The sequence below is a fragment of the Methylovorus sp. SPW-M1 genome, assembly GCF_053848825.1.
The window spans coordinates 1,633,054-1,648,856 of the sequence record NZ_CM132626.1 but is presented as its reverse complement, the minus strand read 5'-3'; the positions used below and the strand labels follow the sequence as shown (position 1 = coordinate 1,648,856).

General features: G+C 53.5%; 12 protein-coding genes. 7 read left to right on the top strand and 5 right to left on the bottom strand.

Going from position 1 to position 15,803, the window contains the following annotated elements; translation table 11 throughout:
* Positions 1-63: 63 nt before the first annotated feature.
* The 3 genes from tldD to ACWWD9_RS07710 form a co-directional block, all read right to left on the bottom strand.
* A complete protein-coding gene (tldD, locus tag ACWWD9_RS07720) occupies positions 64-1,539 on the bottom strand; it encodes a metalloprotease TldD (protein WP_159355707.1) in 1,476 nt (491 codons plus the stop codon).
* 157 nt (positions 1,540-1,696) lie between these two features.
* Positions 1,697-2,557 carry a carbon-nitrogen hydrolase family protein gene (locus ACWWD9_RS07715; RefSeq protein ID WP_455866663.1) on the bottom strand — a complete coding sequence of 287 codons (861 nt, stop codon included), beginning with the start codon at positions 2,555-2,557 and terminating at the stop codon, positions 1,697-1,699.
* Positions 2,558-2,670: 113 nt separating this feature from the next.
* A complete protein-coding gene (locus ACWWD9_RS07710; protein WP_455866662.1) occupies positions 2,671-6,588 on the bottom strand; it encodes a YhdP family protein in 3,918 nt (1,305 codons plus the stop codon).
* Between the two features lie 240 nt (positions 6,589-6,828).
* On the opposite strand from ACWWD9_RS07710, the gene ACWWD9_RS07705 reads away from it, so the two are divergent.
* Together ACWWD9_RS07705 and ACWWD9_RS07700 are read left to right on the top strand one after the other, a co-directional pair.
* Positions 6,829-8,730, top strand: a complete 1,902-nt coding sequence (locus ACWWD9_RS07705; protein WP_455866661.1) for an ATP-binding cassette domain-containing protein — start codon at positions 6,829-6,831, stop codon at positions 8,728-8,730.
* Positions 8,731-8,772: 42 nt separating this feature from the next.
* Positions 8,773-9,324, top strand: a complete 552-nt coding sequence (locus tag ACWWD9_RS07700; RefSeq protein WP_013442108.1) for a hypothetical protein — start codon at positions 8,773-8,775, stop codon at positions 9,322-9,324.
* Positions 9,325-9,438: 114 nt separating this feature from the next.
* On the opposite strand, the gene ACWWD9_RS07695 is transcribed toward ACWWD9_RS07700, so the two are convergent.
* Together ACWWD9_RS07695 and ACWWD9_RS07690 are read right to left on the bottom strand one after the other, a co-directional pair.
* Positions 9,439-10,098: an EF-hand domain-containing protein gene (locus ACWWD9_RS07695; RefSeq protein WP_455866660.1), complete on the bottom strand. Its 660-nt coding sequence runs from the start codon at positions 10,096-10,098 to the stop codon at positions 9,439-9,441.
* Positions 10,099-10,302: 204 nt separating this feature from the next.
* Positions 10,303-10,842, bottom strand: coding sequence for a Spy/CpxP family protein refolding chaperone (locus ACWWD9_RS07690; RefSeq protein ID WP_455866659.1), 540 nt, complete (start codon positions 10,840-10,842; stop codon positions 10,303-10,305).
* A 239-nt stretch (positions 10,843-11,081) separates the two neighbouring features.
* On the opposite strand from ACWWD9_RS07690, the gene ACWWD9_RS07685 reads away from it, so the two are divergent.
* From ACWWD9_RS07685 to ACWWD9_RS07665, 5 genes are all read left to right on the top strand, one after another.
* Positions 11,082-11,765 carry a response regulator transcription factor gene (locus ACWWD9_RS07685; RefSeq protein WP_015829986.1) on the top strand — a complete coding sequence of 228 codons (684 nt, stop codon included), beginning with the start codon at positions 11,082-11,084 and terminating at the stop codon, positions 11,763-11,765.
* 2 nt (positions 11,766-11,767) lie between these two features.
* Complete coding sequence (locus ACWWD9_RS07680) at positions 11,768-13,222, top strand: ATP-binding protein (protein WP_455866658.1); 1,455 nt, start codon at positions 11,768-11,770, stop codon at positions 13,220-13,222.
* A gap of 509 nt (positions 13,223-13,731) precedes the next feature.
* Complete coding sequence (locus tag ACWWD9_RS07675) at positions 13,732-14,415, top strand: Crp/Fnr family transcriptional regulator (RefSeq protein ID WP_013442114.1); 684 nt, start codon at positions 13,732-13,734, stop codon at positions 14,413-14,415.
* A 251-nt stretch (positions 14,416-14,666) separates the two neighbouring features.
* The gene (locus tag ACWWD9_RS07670; RefSeq protein ID WP_455866657.1) at positions 14,667-15,170 is read left to right on the top strand and encodes a DUF2059 domain-containing protein; all 504 of its coding nucleotides are present in this window, start codon (positions 14,667-14,669) and stop codon (positions 15,168-15,170) included.
* 178 nt (positions 15,171-15,348) lie between these two features.
* Entirely contained in the window at positions 15,349-15,741 is a 393-nt protein-coding gene (locus tag ACWWD9_RS07665; RefSeq protein WP_013442116.1) for a flagellar brake protein, read from the top strand.
* Positions 15,742-15,803 lie beyond the last annotated feature (62 nt).

The following is a 15,803-nucleotide window of genomic DNA, read 5'->3' as shown; positions in this document are numbered from 1 at the left end:
CATGATGCATGCAGCGTTTGCGCTGCGTTGGAGGCAAGGCGGGTAAGCCTTGCCTCCATCATATTAAAGCGTTCCGCCTACCGTCAAGCCGTCGATGCGAAGTGTGGGTTGGCCGACACCTACTGGTACACTCTGGCCTTCTTTGCCGCAGGTGCCGACGCCACTGTCGAGCGCCATGTCATTACCTATCATCGATACGCGCTTCAGTACCTCAGGGCCATTGCCGATCAGGGTGGCGCCCTTGACGGGATAGGTGAGTTTGCCGTCTTCGATCATCCAGGCTTCTGCGGCCGAGAACACGAATTTGCCGCTGGTAATGTCGACCTGACCGCCGCCAAAGTTGGCCGCATACAAGCCTTTTTTCACCGACTTGATAATCTCTTCCGGGGCCATGTTGCCATTCAGCATGTAGGTGTTGGTCATGCGCGGCATGGGAATGTGGGCATAGGATTCGCGACGGGCATTGCCCGTCATCGGCATGCCCATCAGGCGTGCATTCAGGCTGTCTTGAATGTAGCCACGGAGGTAGCCGTCTTCGATCAGTACCGTGCGCTGGGTCGGGTTGCCTTCATCGTCTATGTTGAGCGAGCCGCGGCGATTGGAAATCGTGCCGTCATCCACTACCGTCACGCCACGGGCTGCCACTTGCTGACCAATCGCGTTGCTAAAGGCAGAGCTGCCCTTGCGGTTGAAGTCACCCTCCAGGCCGTGCCCAATCGCTTCGTGCAGCAAAATACCGGGCCAGCCTGAACCCAGTACTACTGTCATGCTGCCAGCGGGAGCAGGGCGCGCTTCCAGATTGACCAAGGCTTGATGCACGGCTTTCTGGGCGTAATCCTGCAACACCTCATCGGTGAAGTACGCATAGTCAAAACGACCACCGCCGCCAGCCGAGCCTTGCTCGCGCCGGCCGTTGGCTTCTGCGATGACCTGAATCGACAGGCGCACCAGAGGACGCACATCGGCAGCCATCATGCCATCGTGGCGAGCAATCATGATCACTTCGTATTCGCCCGCAATCGATGCCATGACCTGGGTAATGCGCGGATCGGCTTTGCGCGCATAGCCTTCCAGGCGCTCCAGCAGCTTCACTTTGGCTTCGGCACTGAGTGAGGCGATGGGGTCGTGCGGAATATAGAGTTGTGGCGCATCAATGCGTTGAATCGCGCTACCTGCTTGCTCGGCGCCTATCGCGGCAATGGCCTTGGTGGCGTTGGCTGCTTGCTGCAGGGCAGGCAGATTGATGTCGTCCGAGTAGGCAAAGGCGGTTTTTTCACCACTGACGGCGCGCACGCCCACGCCTTGGTCTATGCTGAAATTGCCGGATTTGACCTGACCTTCTTCCAGGCCCCAGCTTTCGGCACGGCTGTACTGAAAGTAGAGGTCGGCATAATCCACCTTGTGCGACATCATATTGCCCAGCACGCCTTGCAAGGCGGCAACATCGAGGCCGCTCGGTTGCAAGAGCGTTTCGGTGGCGGTGTCAAAATGGCTGCCGGCTAAAGGGCTGGAACTGCTGGGTATCTGGTCAGGCTTCATGGCCGTTACTCTCTAAGGGACTATAGGTCAGAATATAACAGGGGAGCAGAGTTCCCCTGTTACGTATTTTCTGCAATTGTGACTCATTAAAGCCTGTGTTCAGGCGATAAGTTGTAGCGTAAATCTTTAAAACGCAGTCTGTGGTGAGGTGAGCTGGTTACAGGGTGCGGTGTTTCAGCGCTGGCAGGCTGCCGCGCAGGCTGGCCTGATAACCGGCATTCACCGAGGCGATCACCACACCAGAACCACGCGGCAAGCGGTCCAGCACCACTCCCCAAGGGTCCACAATCATGCTGTTGCCATGGGTTTCACGGCCGGAGGCATGGTAGCCACCTTGCGCCGGGGCGATGACGTAGCTCAGGTTTTCAATAGCACGCGCCCGCACCAGGCTTTCCCAGTGGGCTTTGCCCGTAGTCTCGGTGAAGGCCGATGGCACCATGATGATATCGACTTCTTTCATGGCCCGGTAAAGCTCAGGGAAGCGCAGGTCGTAGCAGATGGAAAGGCCGATTTTGCCGAAAGGGGAGTCCAGCACTACGACTTTATCGCCTGCTTCGATTGTCGTTTCTTCCCGGTAATGCTCATTGCCGAGATCGAGGCCGAACAGGTGAATCTTGTCGTAGCGTGCGACTTGCTTGCCTTTGTCATCAAACACCAGACAGGCATTGCGGACTTTGTCTTCGGTGGAGGATTCCAGCGGAATGGAGCCGCCGATCAGCCAGATTTCGTGCTTCTTGGCGATTTTGGATAAAAAGCGCTGTATCGGGCCGCTGCCTTCTTTTTCGCGTGCGGCTACCTTGTCGGTATCGCGGATGCCCATGATGGCAAAGTATTCCGGCAAGGCCACCAATTTGGCGCCCTGGGCGACAGCGATTTCAATCAGTCGCTCTGCTTCGCTGAGGTTGGCGGAGACATTCGGGCCCGAGGCCATCTGAATGGCTGCGACCCGGACGTTACCTGGAGCTGGAGCAGCAGGTTTGCTAGATTTCACTACTTTTGCGCGAGATTTGATAGCCATCTTGATTCCGAACAATATTATCGTTTTTTATGGATGATACTTTATGGGCACTGCTTTTTCATGGCGCTTTACACAGGATACGCCCATCCTTGACACCTGGTCTGCAAGCCTGATTACTTGCCGAGCGGGCTCGCCGCCGGGCTGGCAGGAGCACGAGTGCGGCTATCGCCCTTGAGCTCCTGCGGGTTATCCCATGTTCCGCCGATTTCGTACTCGTCAGCCGCCAACTGGTTCAGCGGGTCTTTCAACAGTTTTTGCGCAACATACGCGGCAGCGCCCACCACCGGTCCACCTGCCAGCGCCGCTATGGATAAGCTGTCGCTCAGGTAAGGCGTGACCTTGATGTAAAGGTGCTGGGTTTCTTTCTGCAGGTCGGTTTCACCGCGCATATCCACGCGTGCGGTTGGACCTTCCATGCGGAAGTCATCGCTGCGCATCACGCCTTTGTCTATCTTGACGCTACCGCCGATTTTATCGAAGGTAAAGCCGCTACTGAAGACATCGCGGAAATCAAACGTCAGGCGGCGCGGCAGGTTTTGCAGACTCAGCATGCTGAACAAACGACCAACGCCAGGCTGAATTTTCAGAATCTGCCCGTGGCGCGCATCCAGTTGCAAGTTGCCGCTCAAGCCGGCAGAGTTGAACTCATGTGGACTGCCTGGCCATTTCAGCTGACCAGTCAGGTCGGCTTCGCCACCCTTGACGGTGCCGGGGTAGCCAAAGCGTTCCAGGGTCTTGCCCAGATCTTTGATATCCCAGTTCAGGGTGATGCGGGTATTGGGGTTACGCTTCCAGTTATGCCATTCGCCCTCGGCAGTCAGGGTACTATCCGGATTGATGATCTTGAGTTTTTCTATGCTCCAGTCATCATTCTGTTCACTCGCCTGCAGCTCTAGGCGCCCAAGCTTTTTGTTCCCCATTTCGTAGTTTTCCGCCACGATATCCAGAGCCGGGTATTGCTGCGCCTGCTGCTTGAAATCACCCTGGGTGCGCAGCTCTGCGGTATTCGGTGTGGAACTGGGGGAAATCAGGTTTTTCAGCCGGGCAATGACCTTGCCATTGCCTGCGCTCAGCCATTGAATGTCGCCATTCATTTCATGACTCTGCACATTCAACTGCCAGCCGCCAGTGATGGGACGCGCGTTAAGCTTGAGGCTATTGATGCGCTTGTCAAAAATATCCAGACGATTAACCGTCAGGTCGACCTTGGCAATCGGCGGCAGGGCAGTACTGCTATTGCCGCTTGTTACGCTGGCAGCCGGGGCAGCGGCGCCATTCATGCTGGGGGTGTTGCTCGTGGCCATGCTGGCAGTGGCTTTGTCTGCCAGATTACGCCATTCATCCGCATCCAGCTGCTCCAGTACGGCGCGCACGTTAATGCCGGGTTGCGCACTCTGGCTTGGCGACTCGGCGGGCGCATTCACTGCAATGTCACCATGGTCTATCTTCATTTTTCCGTTCAGCTCGGAGCGCAGTATTTTCGCGGTGATGAAATTGCCCAGCGCGACATTGAAGCTATCTTGCGATGGCGTTGTTTGGCGCTTCTCAACGTGCAAAGGCATGATGTCCGCTGGCGATTTGTTCAGTGGCGGTGGTAGCGACGAGGTAATACCCACCAGACTTGAGTCTATGGTCAGATTGAGCATTTTGTTCTGAATATGGATATCGCCATTCCAGTCTGTGCTGCCCGAAATACGGTCTGCCATTCCGGGGCCAAATGCCTGGCGCAGGCCGGCATCATTGAGGCGGCCGCGTGCGGTGATATGAACGGAATGATCCTTGTTGGTTACCAGATTGAGTACGGCAGGGCCGCCATAAATCCAATGGCTGACATTCTGCGCATGCAGTCCGTTTTCTGTGAATTCCAGCTTGCCATTGATGCGGGTGATCTCGGGGATTTCCTTATCACTCATGCTGCCATTCTTGATGGTGTATGTCCCTTTTACCTTGGTGTTATTGGGGTCATGCAAGGGGATGTTCAACTGCAGGTTGAGTTTGCCATCGCCGGATGTTACCAAGGTGGGCGTAAAGCCTTCTGCCAGATGCAGCAAGGGGCTATTGTTGATGAAGCGTATGCCGTCGCTGACCAGTCCATTGGCTTCGCCTGTGATGTTGAGGACAGGCTCAGCGACATGCAGCCCGGGGATGGCAATATTGGCTTTCGTAATGCGCGTTCCCAATATCGTGCCATCGGTGGCGTTCAACTCCATGCGATTGCCCTCAAACAGCATATCCAGCTTGATACCCAGGATTTTGGGCCAGCCCGGGGCGTAGTCCAGTTCGCCGTCATTGATTTTTGCGGTGACACGGAACAGGCCGGTTTTGTTATTCGGGTAGGGGAAATCATGCAGATTGCCCTTGACCGTCACATTGATATCCTGACCACGCCCTTTCAGGATGGCGCTATCCAGCCATGCCAGCGTATGTTCGCCGAGAATCTTGGGGTAGTAGAAGCGGGCATACTGCGCATCGGCCTGACCAAACTTCGCGCTCAGGTCCAGATAGCCACCCTTGACGCCGTTCATCAGATAATTGGCATTGATGGTTCCGGCCAGATGTGGGTTGGCGATGGCGAAATTCTTGACGCGAATATCCAGCCCAGTTTTATTGTGGGTCCATTTTACTTCGCCACTCAGGCGGTCAGCCGGAATCGGCCAGCGCATGATGTTTTCCAGCTCAAGCGAGGCGTTGCGCGCATTCAGCGTCAGCGTGCCGTTATCTTCGTCTGCATCTACGCTGCCGCTGAGATTGCTGAAGCCAGGGAACTGTTTGAAAGGCCGCATGCCAAGATTGCTGAATTTGCTGCGCAAGCTGTATTCCTGCGGAATCGTCTCGCTGCCGCGCCAGCTGATATCGACATTTTCCAGCTTGCCGGTAGGGCTGATCTCCTGCAGGTTTTGCTTCACGTTCTTTGGCAGCGGAATGTAACCTGCGAACGTGTTCAAGGTGTCCAGCAGAATCTCGTCCAGGCGAACGCGACCTTCAATCCATTGCTTGTCCTTGATCCAGCGCTCGCGCAGGCTGATGCTGCCGTTTTGCATGTCCAGGCCATCAGGTGTGTTGAGCTTGATGTTTTCGGCGGTAAATTCCTGCCCATCTTTATGTTTGTCCCAGCTCAGGCGGCCGGAAAGGTGGTTGAGCGTGGCTTGCGGGCTGCTTGCCGACAAGCGCGTTTTAACATCACTCAGGATGACATCGCTGACAATATTGCTGGGCTTGCCGTCATCCAGCTGCAACCAGAAACGGGCTGCGCCATAGCCTTCATAAAGGTCGAAAGGATAGGAAATCCATTTGCGCCAGGCCGAGATATCTGTGCCCTCCAGCTTGGCGTACACAGTGCCACTCCAGTCTTCTGGCTGGCTGATGTCTTTGCCATAGAGGTTGCCGCGGATGTCGATGGGGGCGGATGAACCGGCGGAAGGCAAGGCGCGCAGACCAAACATGTGATGGCCTATCAAGCCTTTCCATGCCGGGCTGACCACGCGCAGATTCAGTTGCGTCAGGCTGAGCGGAGGGGCTTTGCGCAATTCGTCCTCCCAGATCACGCTGGCGTCCAGCACATCAATGCGCGACTGTCGCAGCGCCCAGTTGGCAAATTGTGGCCGCGAAGGGCCGCCCATGGCCATGCCGGCCACATAAAGGGTGCCTTGTGCGTCGCGGCGTATGGTCAGTTCAGGCTGGTAAATTTCGATGCTGGAAAGTCTGGGCTCCAGCAGAGGAATGCTGAGCCAGGACAGGCTTGCTTCCACATGCCCCAGGCTAAGGGCAGGGCGCTCTTCCGCGTCATGAATATCCACGTTATACAGGCTAAGGTGGGGGTTGAGGCCATCCCAGCTGGCCTTGATTTCACCGATGCTGACTTTCTGGCCCATCGCGGCGGTGGCGCGTGCTTCGATATCCGCCCGGTATTTGTCTATGTTGGGCAATACCAGATAACGCATGCTCAGAACCGCAGCCGCAAATACAAAGATGGCGAGCCACAGGGTGAGCAGGGTAAATCGGTAAACCCAAAACAGAGACTTTTTGACCATAATCTTTCAAAGCCGTACCTGTTAGCCGGTACGTATAGAGGGAGCGGTGCGCCGCAATGCTAACAACCTGTGAGTATTTCATTTTCAATACAGATTGGTCAACGCTTTAGGCGATTAAATTGGCCGTTGGAAGCGGGTTTCCGCCACTTTTGTTGGATATGGCGGAGGCGGGAATACCCTGATTCATTTAAAATGTCGCCTTTGGCCTTTTGACAAGGCACAGCAGATAAAGAGACCAGATTGATTCAATTCAAGAATCTCCACCTCACACGTGGCGTAAAAGTGCTGATTGAAGATGCCAGCTTCCAGCTGCATCCCGGCCATAAAGTCGGTTTGACAGGCGCCAATGGCGCGGGCAAATCCAGTGTGTTTGCCATGTTGCGTGGCGAGCTGCACCCGGAGTCGGGCGACCTTGAGATTCCTCCGCATTGGGTAATCGCCCATGTGGCGCAGGAAACACCCGCGCTGCCGGATGCGGCCATCGAGTTTGTACTGGATGGGGATGCGGAATTGCGGCGCCTGGAGCATGAGGTGAAAGCAGCGGAAGAGGCACAGGACGGTGTGCGGCTGGGCGAATTGCATGCGCGCCTGGGTGAAATTGGTGCCTATGCAGCGCGAGCCCGTGCTGCCGAGCTGATGGATGGTCTGGGCTTTACTTCGGCGGACCTTGAGCGTCCGGTATCGGATTTTTCCGGTGGCTGGCGCGTGCGGCTGAATGTGGCGCAGGCGTTGATGTGTCGCTCTGATTTGCTACTGCTCGATGAGCCCACCAACCATTTGGACCTGGATGCGGTTATCTGGCTGGAGAGCTGGCTGAAAAGCTACCCGGGCACCTTATTGCTGATTTCACATGATCGTGATTTTCTGGATGCGATTGTCAATCACATTGCGCATATCGAGCAGCAGAAATTCACGCTGTATCGCGGCGGTTATTCGGATTTTGAGCGGCAGCGTGCCGAGCGCCTGGCGCAACAGCAATCAGTGTATGAACGCCAGCAACGCGAAGTCGCCCATCTGCAAAGCTACATCGACCGTTTTCGCGCCAAAGCCACCAAAGCCCGGCAGGCCCAAAGCCGCATCAAGGCTCTTGAGCGCATGGAGCTGATCAGTGCGGCGCATGCGGACAGTCCTTTTGGTTTCGAATTTCGTGCACCATTGGCGACCCCGGACCCGTTGCTGGTGCTGGATGACATGGCGGCTGGATACGCAGGCAAGACCGTGCTGGATGATATAGCCCTGACCATACGGCCAGGTGAGCGTATTGGCCTCTTGGGGCGCAACGGGGCGGGTAAATCCACCCTGATCAAGCTTCTTTCCAACAGCATGCCTGCCCTGAGTGGCAAGCGGGTGGAAGGCAAAGACCTCAGCATAGGCTATTTTGCCCAGCATCAGCTTGAGCAGCTCCGGGCTGATGAGTCTCCACTGCAGCACATGCTGAGACTTGACCCGCAAACACGCGAGCAAGAGCATCGCAATTACCTGGGTGGCTTTGATTTTCGTGGCGACATGGCCAGTGCGCCTTGCGGGATGTTTTCCGGCGGTGAAAAGTCACGCTTGGCGCTGGCGCTATTGATCTGGACGCGCCCCAATCTATTGCTGCTGGATGAGCCAACCAACCATCTGGACCTCGAAATGCGCCATGCCCTGACGGTGGCCTTGCAGGCTTATGAGGGTGGCGTAGTGCTGGTGTCTCATGATCGGGCATTGCTACGCGCAACCTGCGATCGTTTTATTCTGGTCGCTGATGGCAAGGCGCAGGTATTCGATGGCGATCTGGAGGATTACCGGATCTGGCTGGCGGAGCAGAAGGCGCAGGACAAATTGCGCGCGCTACCCCCGCAGACCGAGCTTGTAAAAAAGAACGATAAGGCCCAGAACAAAGCTGAGCGTCAGGCCAGGCTGGCTGAACGCCGCCCGCTGACCAAGGAGGCGGAACAACTGGAGAGTCGCATGGCCGATTGGCAGCAGAAGAAAGTGGCGCTGGAAGCGCGCTTGGCCGATGGCGAGCTTTATAGTGCCAGCGACAAGAGCGAGCTGCAGCAATTACTGAAAAAACAGGCTGAGCTGACGCAGCAGATAGAAACTGCTGAAGAGCGCTGGCTGGAGGTCATGGCACAGCTGGAAAGCATGCCGGCCGCATAATCCTGCTTAATTTTTTACCTATTGAATCAACGGAAAAACACCATGCAATATTCTCAACGATTGAATCTGCTCTACGGCATTGCGCTGCATGAAATGGGCGGCGATGCCGGCTCCATCAGCGTGGACGACGGTGATGTGCAGGATGCTGCGCATTTCCTGGCATGCTATCTCACTGTCAAGGCCATCCAGCTGGCAGAGCGCTCCCCAGCAGATGAACGTGTTGAAAATTTTGACATGCTGAGTGTCTATCAGGCCTATGCCATGCTGGTGTACACCTATCTCGTATTGCCCTTAGGCGATGAAGGTGTGCAGCCGGACTTCCAGAAAACGGCCGTGACCATTGCCAAATCATTGTTTGTGGAGCTGAGCGAAGATGAGTGGCTGGAGATTATTGAGTCCGGTCAGCATAAATATCAGCTGATCGGGGATGCAGAGGCCGAGCACTGGATGAATTACCGGCAGGATCTGGACAAAGCCGTGGTGGCGTTTGTCGTCGCCGGCACGGATGAGAATGCACCATTCAGTCCTGAGGATATCTTGCCTATTTTCGGCACCATGCTGAGCATGCTGTGCGAAGCATTTGAAAGCCTGTGATGTTGCACTGCTGGGAGTAAACCTGCCAGCCTCTCATATGATGAATTTTGAGAAATATAAAAAGGCGCGGTCAAACGACCGCGCCTTTTTGTTTTCAGGACTTCAAAGACCTGCTTATGCCGAATACGACAAGCTGGAAGAGTTGCTATCGCTCAGCCCATACGCAGAAATCAATTGCTGGATTTGCCGCGTGATCTGACTCATGGCTGAGTTGCTGGAAGAGCTGCTAGTGGAGTCGGTACTATCCGAACTGCTTCCGTTGGCTTTGTTAGTGGATTCCTTGTAAGCCATGGCTTCCTGCATGGTGACCTTGCCATCCTGATTGGTATCTGCCGCTTCAAAATTCTCGGAGATATCCGTCATCAGGCTTGAAAGCTTGCTGTCATCGGTGCTGGATGCAATGCTGGTCATTTCATCCTTGGTGAGGCCGGTGTCCTCCTTGCCTTCGCCGCCTTTAGGTGGAGGAGGTGGCATGCCTTGCGGGCCGCCTGATCCGCCCATGCCGCCTTGCATGCGCATACTGTCAAACTGGCTGTTTAGCCCGCTCAACAGATTGTCGATGCCGGACGTCATCTCATCCTTGGTAATCTTGCCATCGCTATCGCTATCAAGCGCGCTGAAAAGATCGTCGACATTGCTGCTACTGCTGTCTGAACTGATGGAAGAAAACGCCGATTCAAGATCGGTTTTTTCTATGTAGCCCTGACTTTTGGTGTCCAGTTTTGAAAACAGACTACTGGCAATTTGTGATGTAGAAACGCTAGATATCATCATTGTTCTCCTTGTTGTTTTTACTGCTCCCCCCGGAACAATGTGGAACAAGGATATGGCAGGACCATACCGTGTCCACATGGACTAGTATCGGCCAAAGCGCTGCATTTTTTCGACTTGCAAGTGTTAAGTTGGGTAAAACAATGTTAAGGAAAAATCCCGCTAAATCAGCATGATAAAGCGGGTTTTAGAACATCAGTTTTGCTATCAGATCAAAGTCAAGGCGGGCTTTTTGCTGTTCTGTGGCGTGAATTTTACGGGCTCTTGTGGCTTGTGTTTGCCGAATTGCGCTTTGGTTTCTTCCAATTGCTTGCGTTGTTCAGCGGTCAATATGCCATTGATCTTGAAGTCATTGCGTACGCGCGACAGTACAAATTGTTTTTCGATTTCACTCAACTTTTCCGCCAGTTGCTGCGCCTTGCGCTCATCAAACGTGGGGGCTTTGGCCAAGGCATCCAACTCATCCAGCGCATGACGGCGCTGTTTTTGTTGTTCGCGCAGGGCGGGAATCTGATCATGCATCAAGGCGAATATTTGATCTTCCTGGGCTTCGCTCAGATCCAGGCCGCGCAGATAAGGTGGCAGGCCGGGGCCTTGCTTGTTGTCGGGAAGAGCGGGGCCCATATGATGCGGAAACCCTGGGGCAGGGGGATCCTGCAGCAAGGGCTGTGCTTGCAGTAATAATGGCAGGCTAAGGCCAAGCAGGCCAATCGCCAGTGTGAGCTTGTATAATGTGCTGGTGTTCATGATCTCTCCTGATTTGTAAGTCCTGAATCTGTAAGTCAAGTCGGGCATCATCGCCGACAACTGCCATGCCATTCTGCCGATTTTGTCTGTAAACCTCTGTTAAATAGAGGTTAAATTAGGTAAACCTCTGCTGTGTTTTGTGTGTAAAAATAGGTAAAACACAGGGTGCAGCGTTGTCTCATGTATGTCTCGCTCGTTATCATCATCAAATGATCAAAATGAGGAATGATGTTTACGCCATGAATAAAGTCTTGCTGATTGACGACGACGTTGAATTGGTAGGAATGCTGAAGGAATATCTTGAGCAGGAAGGCTTTGATCCAACGGTCGCTTATGATGGTGAATCAGGCGCGGAGCAAGCTTTGCGCGATACCTATGATCTGATCCTGCTCGATGTGATGATGCCCAAGATGAACGGGATTGATGCCTTGCGCGCCATTCGGGCTGAGAAAAATACACCGGTGTTGATGCTGACCGCCAAGGGCGAAGATGCTGATCGTATCGTCGGGCTTGAGCTGGGGGCGGATGATTACGTACCCAAGCCATGTACCCCCAGAGAAATAGTGGCCCGCGTTCGCGCCATTTTGCGTCGCACCCAGCCTTCGGATAATGCGCAGCCAGTCCAGATTACGGTAGGTGCATTGACCCTGTGGCCGGAACAGCGTCGCGCCGAGTGGTCAGGTAATGTGCTGGAACTCACCAGTACCGAATTCAATCTGCTGGAAGTGCTGGTACGTCATGCTGGTCGTGTGGTCAGCAAGAGCGATCTTTCCTTGCAAGGACTCGGGCGTCCCCTGGCCAGGTTTGATCGCAGTATTGATGTCCATCTCAGTAGCATCCGTCAGAAAATTGACGCCTATGCCAATGGCCGCCATTACATACAAACGGTTTATCGTATGGGTTACCAGCTCGTCCGCGAATAACTATGGGGCGGCTTTACTGGAAGTTCTTTTTCTTTTTCCTGTTTGCACAGCTGACATCGGTATTCGGTGTTGGCTTGGCCGTGTGGGCCCATAATCGCAGCCTGGAAAACTCCCGATCCCTGATTGAAGCGAGTCCTCCTGCCATGTCCGTCCTGGCCGCGGTCTCCGCGACGCTGGAGCATGGCGGTGTGGGCGCCACGCGCAAAATGCTGGAAGGCTGGCCGCAACGTCGTATGCCGCAGATTTATGTGGTAAACGAGGCGGGTGAGGATCTGCTTCAACGCAGGGTTTCTCCCGAGTTGCTGCAGCTGGCTATTTCGCAGCTCGATAAAGACGAGGCGGTGCGAAGCATTCACGCAGATGATGGTCATGAATACATTTTGTTTGTTCCCTCGCGTTCTCGCGGAGGACAGCCTCCCCCCAATGAGGGCATGGGGCATCCGGATGGACCACCGCCCGACATGCACGATCCCTCCGACATGCATCAGCCACCACCGGGCGAACGTGCTGGAGACGGGCCACCACCCAATGGCGGCATGCGCTCACGTTTCTGGCGAGTGTTCCCATTAGTTCCGCTGTCGGCAGGCGTGATCGCCAGTCTGGTATTCGCTGCCTTGCTGGCATGGTATTTCTCCAAACCCATACGCAGTTTGCGTCAAGCATTTATTACGGCAACGGATGGCGATCTCGAGGTGCGTGTAGCCGGCTCCATGGGGCATAGGCGCGATGAGCTGAGCGATCTTGGGCGTGACTTTGACACGATGGCATCACGCCTTGGGGCTCTGCTACAAGGTCAATCAAGACTGTTGCATCATGTCTCGCATGAGTTGCGCTCGCCGTTGGCGCGCATGCAGATGGCAATCGGACTTGCACGGCAAAGCCCGGAAAAAGTCAGCAGCTCGCTCGAGCGTATCGAGCGCGAGTCCATACGCATGGATAAATTGGTAGGCGAGCTCTTGGCGTTTTCAAGGTTGGAATCCGGTGTGACCAATATCCACAAAGAGCGCGTTGATCTTAGTGATCTCCTGTTTACATTGGCGGAAGACGCGCAGTTTGAAGGCAAGGATCGCAAGATAGAAGTGAGATTACTGCCACACGATGATTTTGTGCTGGAAGCGCAACCAGACTTGCTGCATCGAGCGCTGGAGAACATCGTGCGAAATGCGCTCAAATATGGTCCCGATGGAAGTGATGTGGATATTGACGTCAGCAGTGATCCCGCAACACGCATGGTACTCATCCGCATACGTGACCAAGGCATGGGGGTTGCCCCACATGAGTTGGAAACCATCTTTCAGCCGTTTTATCGAGCCAACTCTGGATTGGGCTCAGATGGCCACGGCATTGGGCTTGCCTTGGCCAAGCAGGTGGTCGAGATGCATGGCGGCAAAATTGCCGCGCGCAATATTTCTCCTGTAGGCTTTGAAGTCGCCGTCCAACTGCCATATCTGGACTAGCGCTGCATCAACTCGACTCATGAGTGCGATGTAGCGCGCATCATCCCCTCAATATTTTTCTATCATTTCATCTCTCTGCAGATTTTCCTTCTCGCGGCGATTTCCTTCGGGTAATCGCCTGCGCATCGTAATGGCATAAGCCTCTTTTTGTACATTGAATTTATACTTTATTAAAATCAATGGCTTGAGATTTTATTTGGTCGCTTTTGATGCTCTTGCCTGCTTATTTTTCCGTTTTTTAACTTCCTGATAATCCTCTTCCGCACGTCTTCCATATAGCACCTTGAGCCAATGGTTGAGGTGTGAATCTACTGCTAGCCTTTCACTTGTTCATAGCAACTCTCCAGGCTGCAGAAAACTTGGCTTGCTCTGAGCAATGCATGGCAAATCCAAAATAAAAATTGATGAAGGAATGTTGTACCGGGTTGTGCATCCGGCAGCCATCAATACTGATGACCGGATACGCAAATAACTATAAAGCAGGTTCACAAGCGTCTATAGGGGTTCATATGAGTATTACACAAGTTAAAACGCTGCCCTTGCTCCAAGGGCTCCCTCAGCCATTGCTGGATGAGTATTCCCGATATTTCAGGATGTTTCGAATCGAGAAAAAGCATTTTGTATGTCATAAAGGGGATGAGGCCAATGAGTTGTTTTTCTTGCTGAGTGGTCGCCTCATGGTGGTGGATATTTCGCTGGAGGGCCGCCAGACCGGGCTTAATTTCATCGCTCCGGGGGATTATTTTGGAGAGTTGTCGGTATTGGATGATCTGCCTCGTCCAGCTTCCATTGTTGCGGTTTCAGAGTCCCTCATCGCGGCCTTACCCAAAAGCAAGGTCAACAGCCTGGTCAACCATGTTCCAAAGGTTGCCGAGCGCATGTTGAAGGATATGTGCCATCGCATGCGAATGGTGACGGATCTTCGTTGTTTGCTGGGCGTGCCAAATGCATATAGTCGTGTTTTTTTACTGATTTCCCGCATGGCAAAAAATCAGCCATATGTCGATCATTTCCCCTCGCACCAGCAGGTGGCTATCATGGTTAACACGAGCCGTGAAACCGTCTCACGCGCCCTTGGTTTACTCGTGACTGAAGGTGTGATCGAGAAGGAAGGCATGCGTCTGATCGTCAAAAATCCTGCCGCTCTGCATCAGATGGCGAGTGATTTCATGATCTCTGGATCAAAAGTCTGACGGGGGAATCAGGCCAGTATCTATCGGGTGCGTGTGGCAGTGACTGCGGGAAAGTGGAGAGGATTGCCTCTGGGTGAGGCAATCCAATGAGAGTGGATGGAGGGAGTGGGGTGACTTAATGTTTTTTTGACACATGGAGTCTTAACGTTAGCGGAGCACCCACAAGGTGACCCATTAGAGTATGATTTACGTTCGATAGTGGCCTGAATCGGGCTTTTGCCATCTAACCGACATACTCTACAGGAGGTCACGTGACACGTTTTATCGTATGTATCTTCGCTTTGCTTCTCTCTTTTCAATCGCTGGCAGCGCAAACTGCGCCCACTGATGAGTCGATTAAAAATCTGCTGGATGCCATGAATGCCAAGCAGATGCTGGAAAAAATCCGGGCACAAAATGCAAGCTCGGTAAAAGCCTCGATTCTTGGGCAATTAGGCGGAAAGCAATTGAACCCGCAACAGGAAAAAGTCTTGAATACCACGTCGGAAAAAATTTCCAGCATCATGGCTGAAGTCATGACCTGGGAAAATTTCCAGAGCATTTATACCAGCCTCTACAAAAAGAACTTTACCCAGGAGGAAGTGAATGCCCTGACCGCATTTTACAAAACGCCAGCAGGCAAATCGGCCATGAACAAAATGCCAGCGGTTACCCAGCAAATCATCCTGGAAAGCCAGAAGCTGTTGGTCCCGGTACAGGATAGAATCCAGCAGGCGGCACAAGAGGGGGCTGTCGAGTTTCGCAAAGCACAGTAACAACTTTGCTTGAAATGTAAAAGTCATGCCACGCAAGATTTTCGCGTGGCATTTTTCATTCAAGCAGGAAAAATACCTGCTAGAATCCCACTCAAGGGTTATCGGTTTCAGAGGCGTCAGGGCGCGCCTGAAACCGACTTTCGGTTTTGTAATAACTTTAATTCAATGATAAAAAACCATGATTCATCCAGAACATAATCAGCGGGAATTTTTCCGTATTCCACCACCGGGGCTGTTGTGCACTATCCCGATGATAGAAAGTGCACCTTCCTTCCCTGTACTTGATATCAGTATCGCAGGGCTGGCATTGGTATTACCTAAGAGCAAGCACAGCACACTTGAGGTTGGGGCGACGTATCACGACTGTAACTTTGTGGTTCCCGAGTTTGGCGAAATTAACGTCACCATGCTGGTCAGAAATGTACTGGAAATGAACGAGGGTACTGCCTTACGTCATTTCCGCGCTGGGTTTTCCTATGTGGACGTTAAGCCGCAAACCCAAGCCCGCCTGATGCGCTATATTGCCTATCTTGAGCGCTTGCTGCACAAGCAGCAGATTGCGGCGGAATAAGCCGACTGCATTAATTGAATGAATCAATAGAGCCTGCTGATCGCAGGCTTTTTGTTTGGATT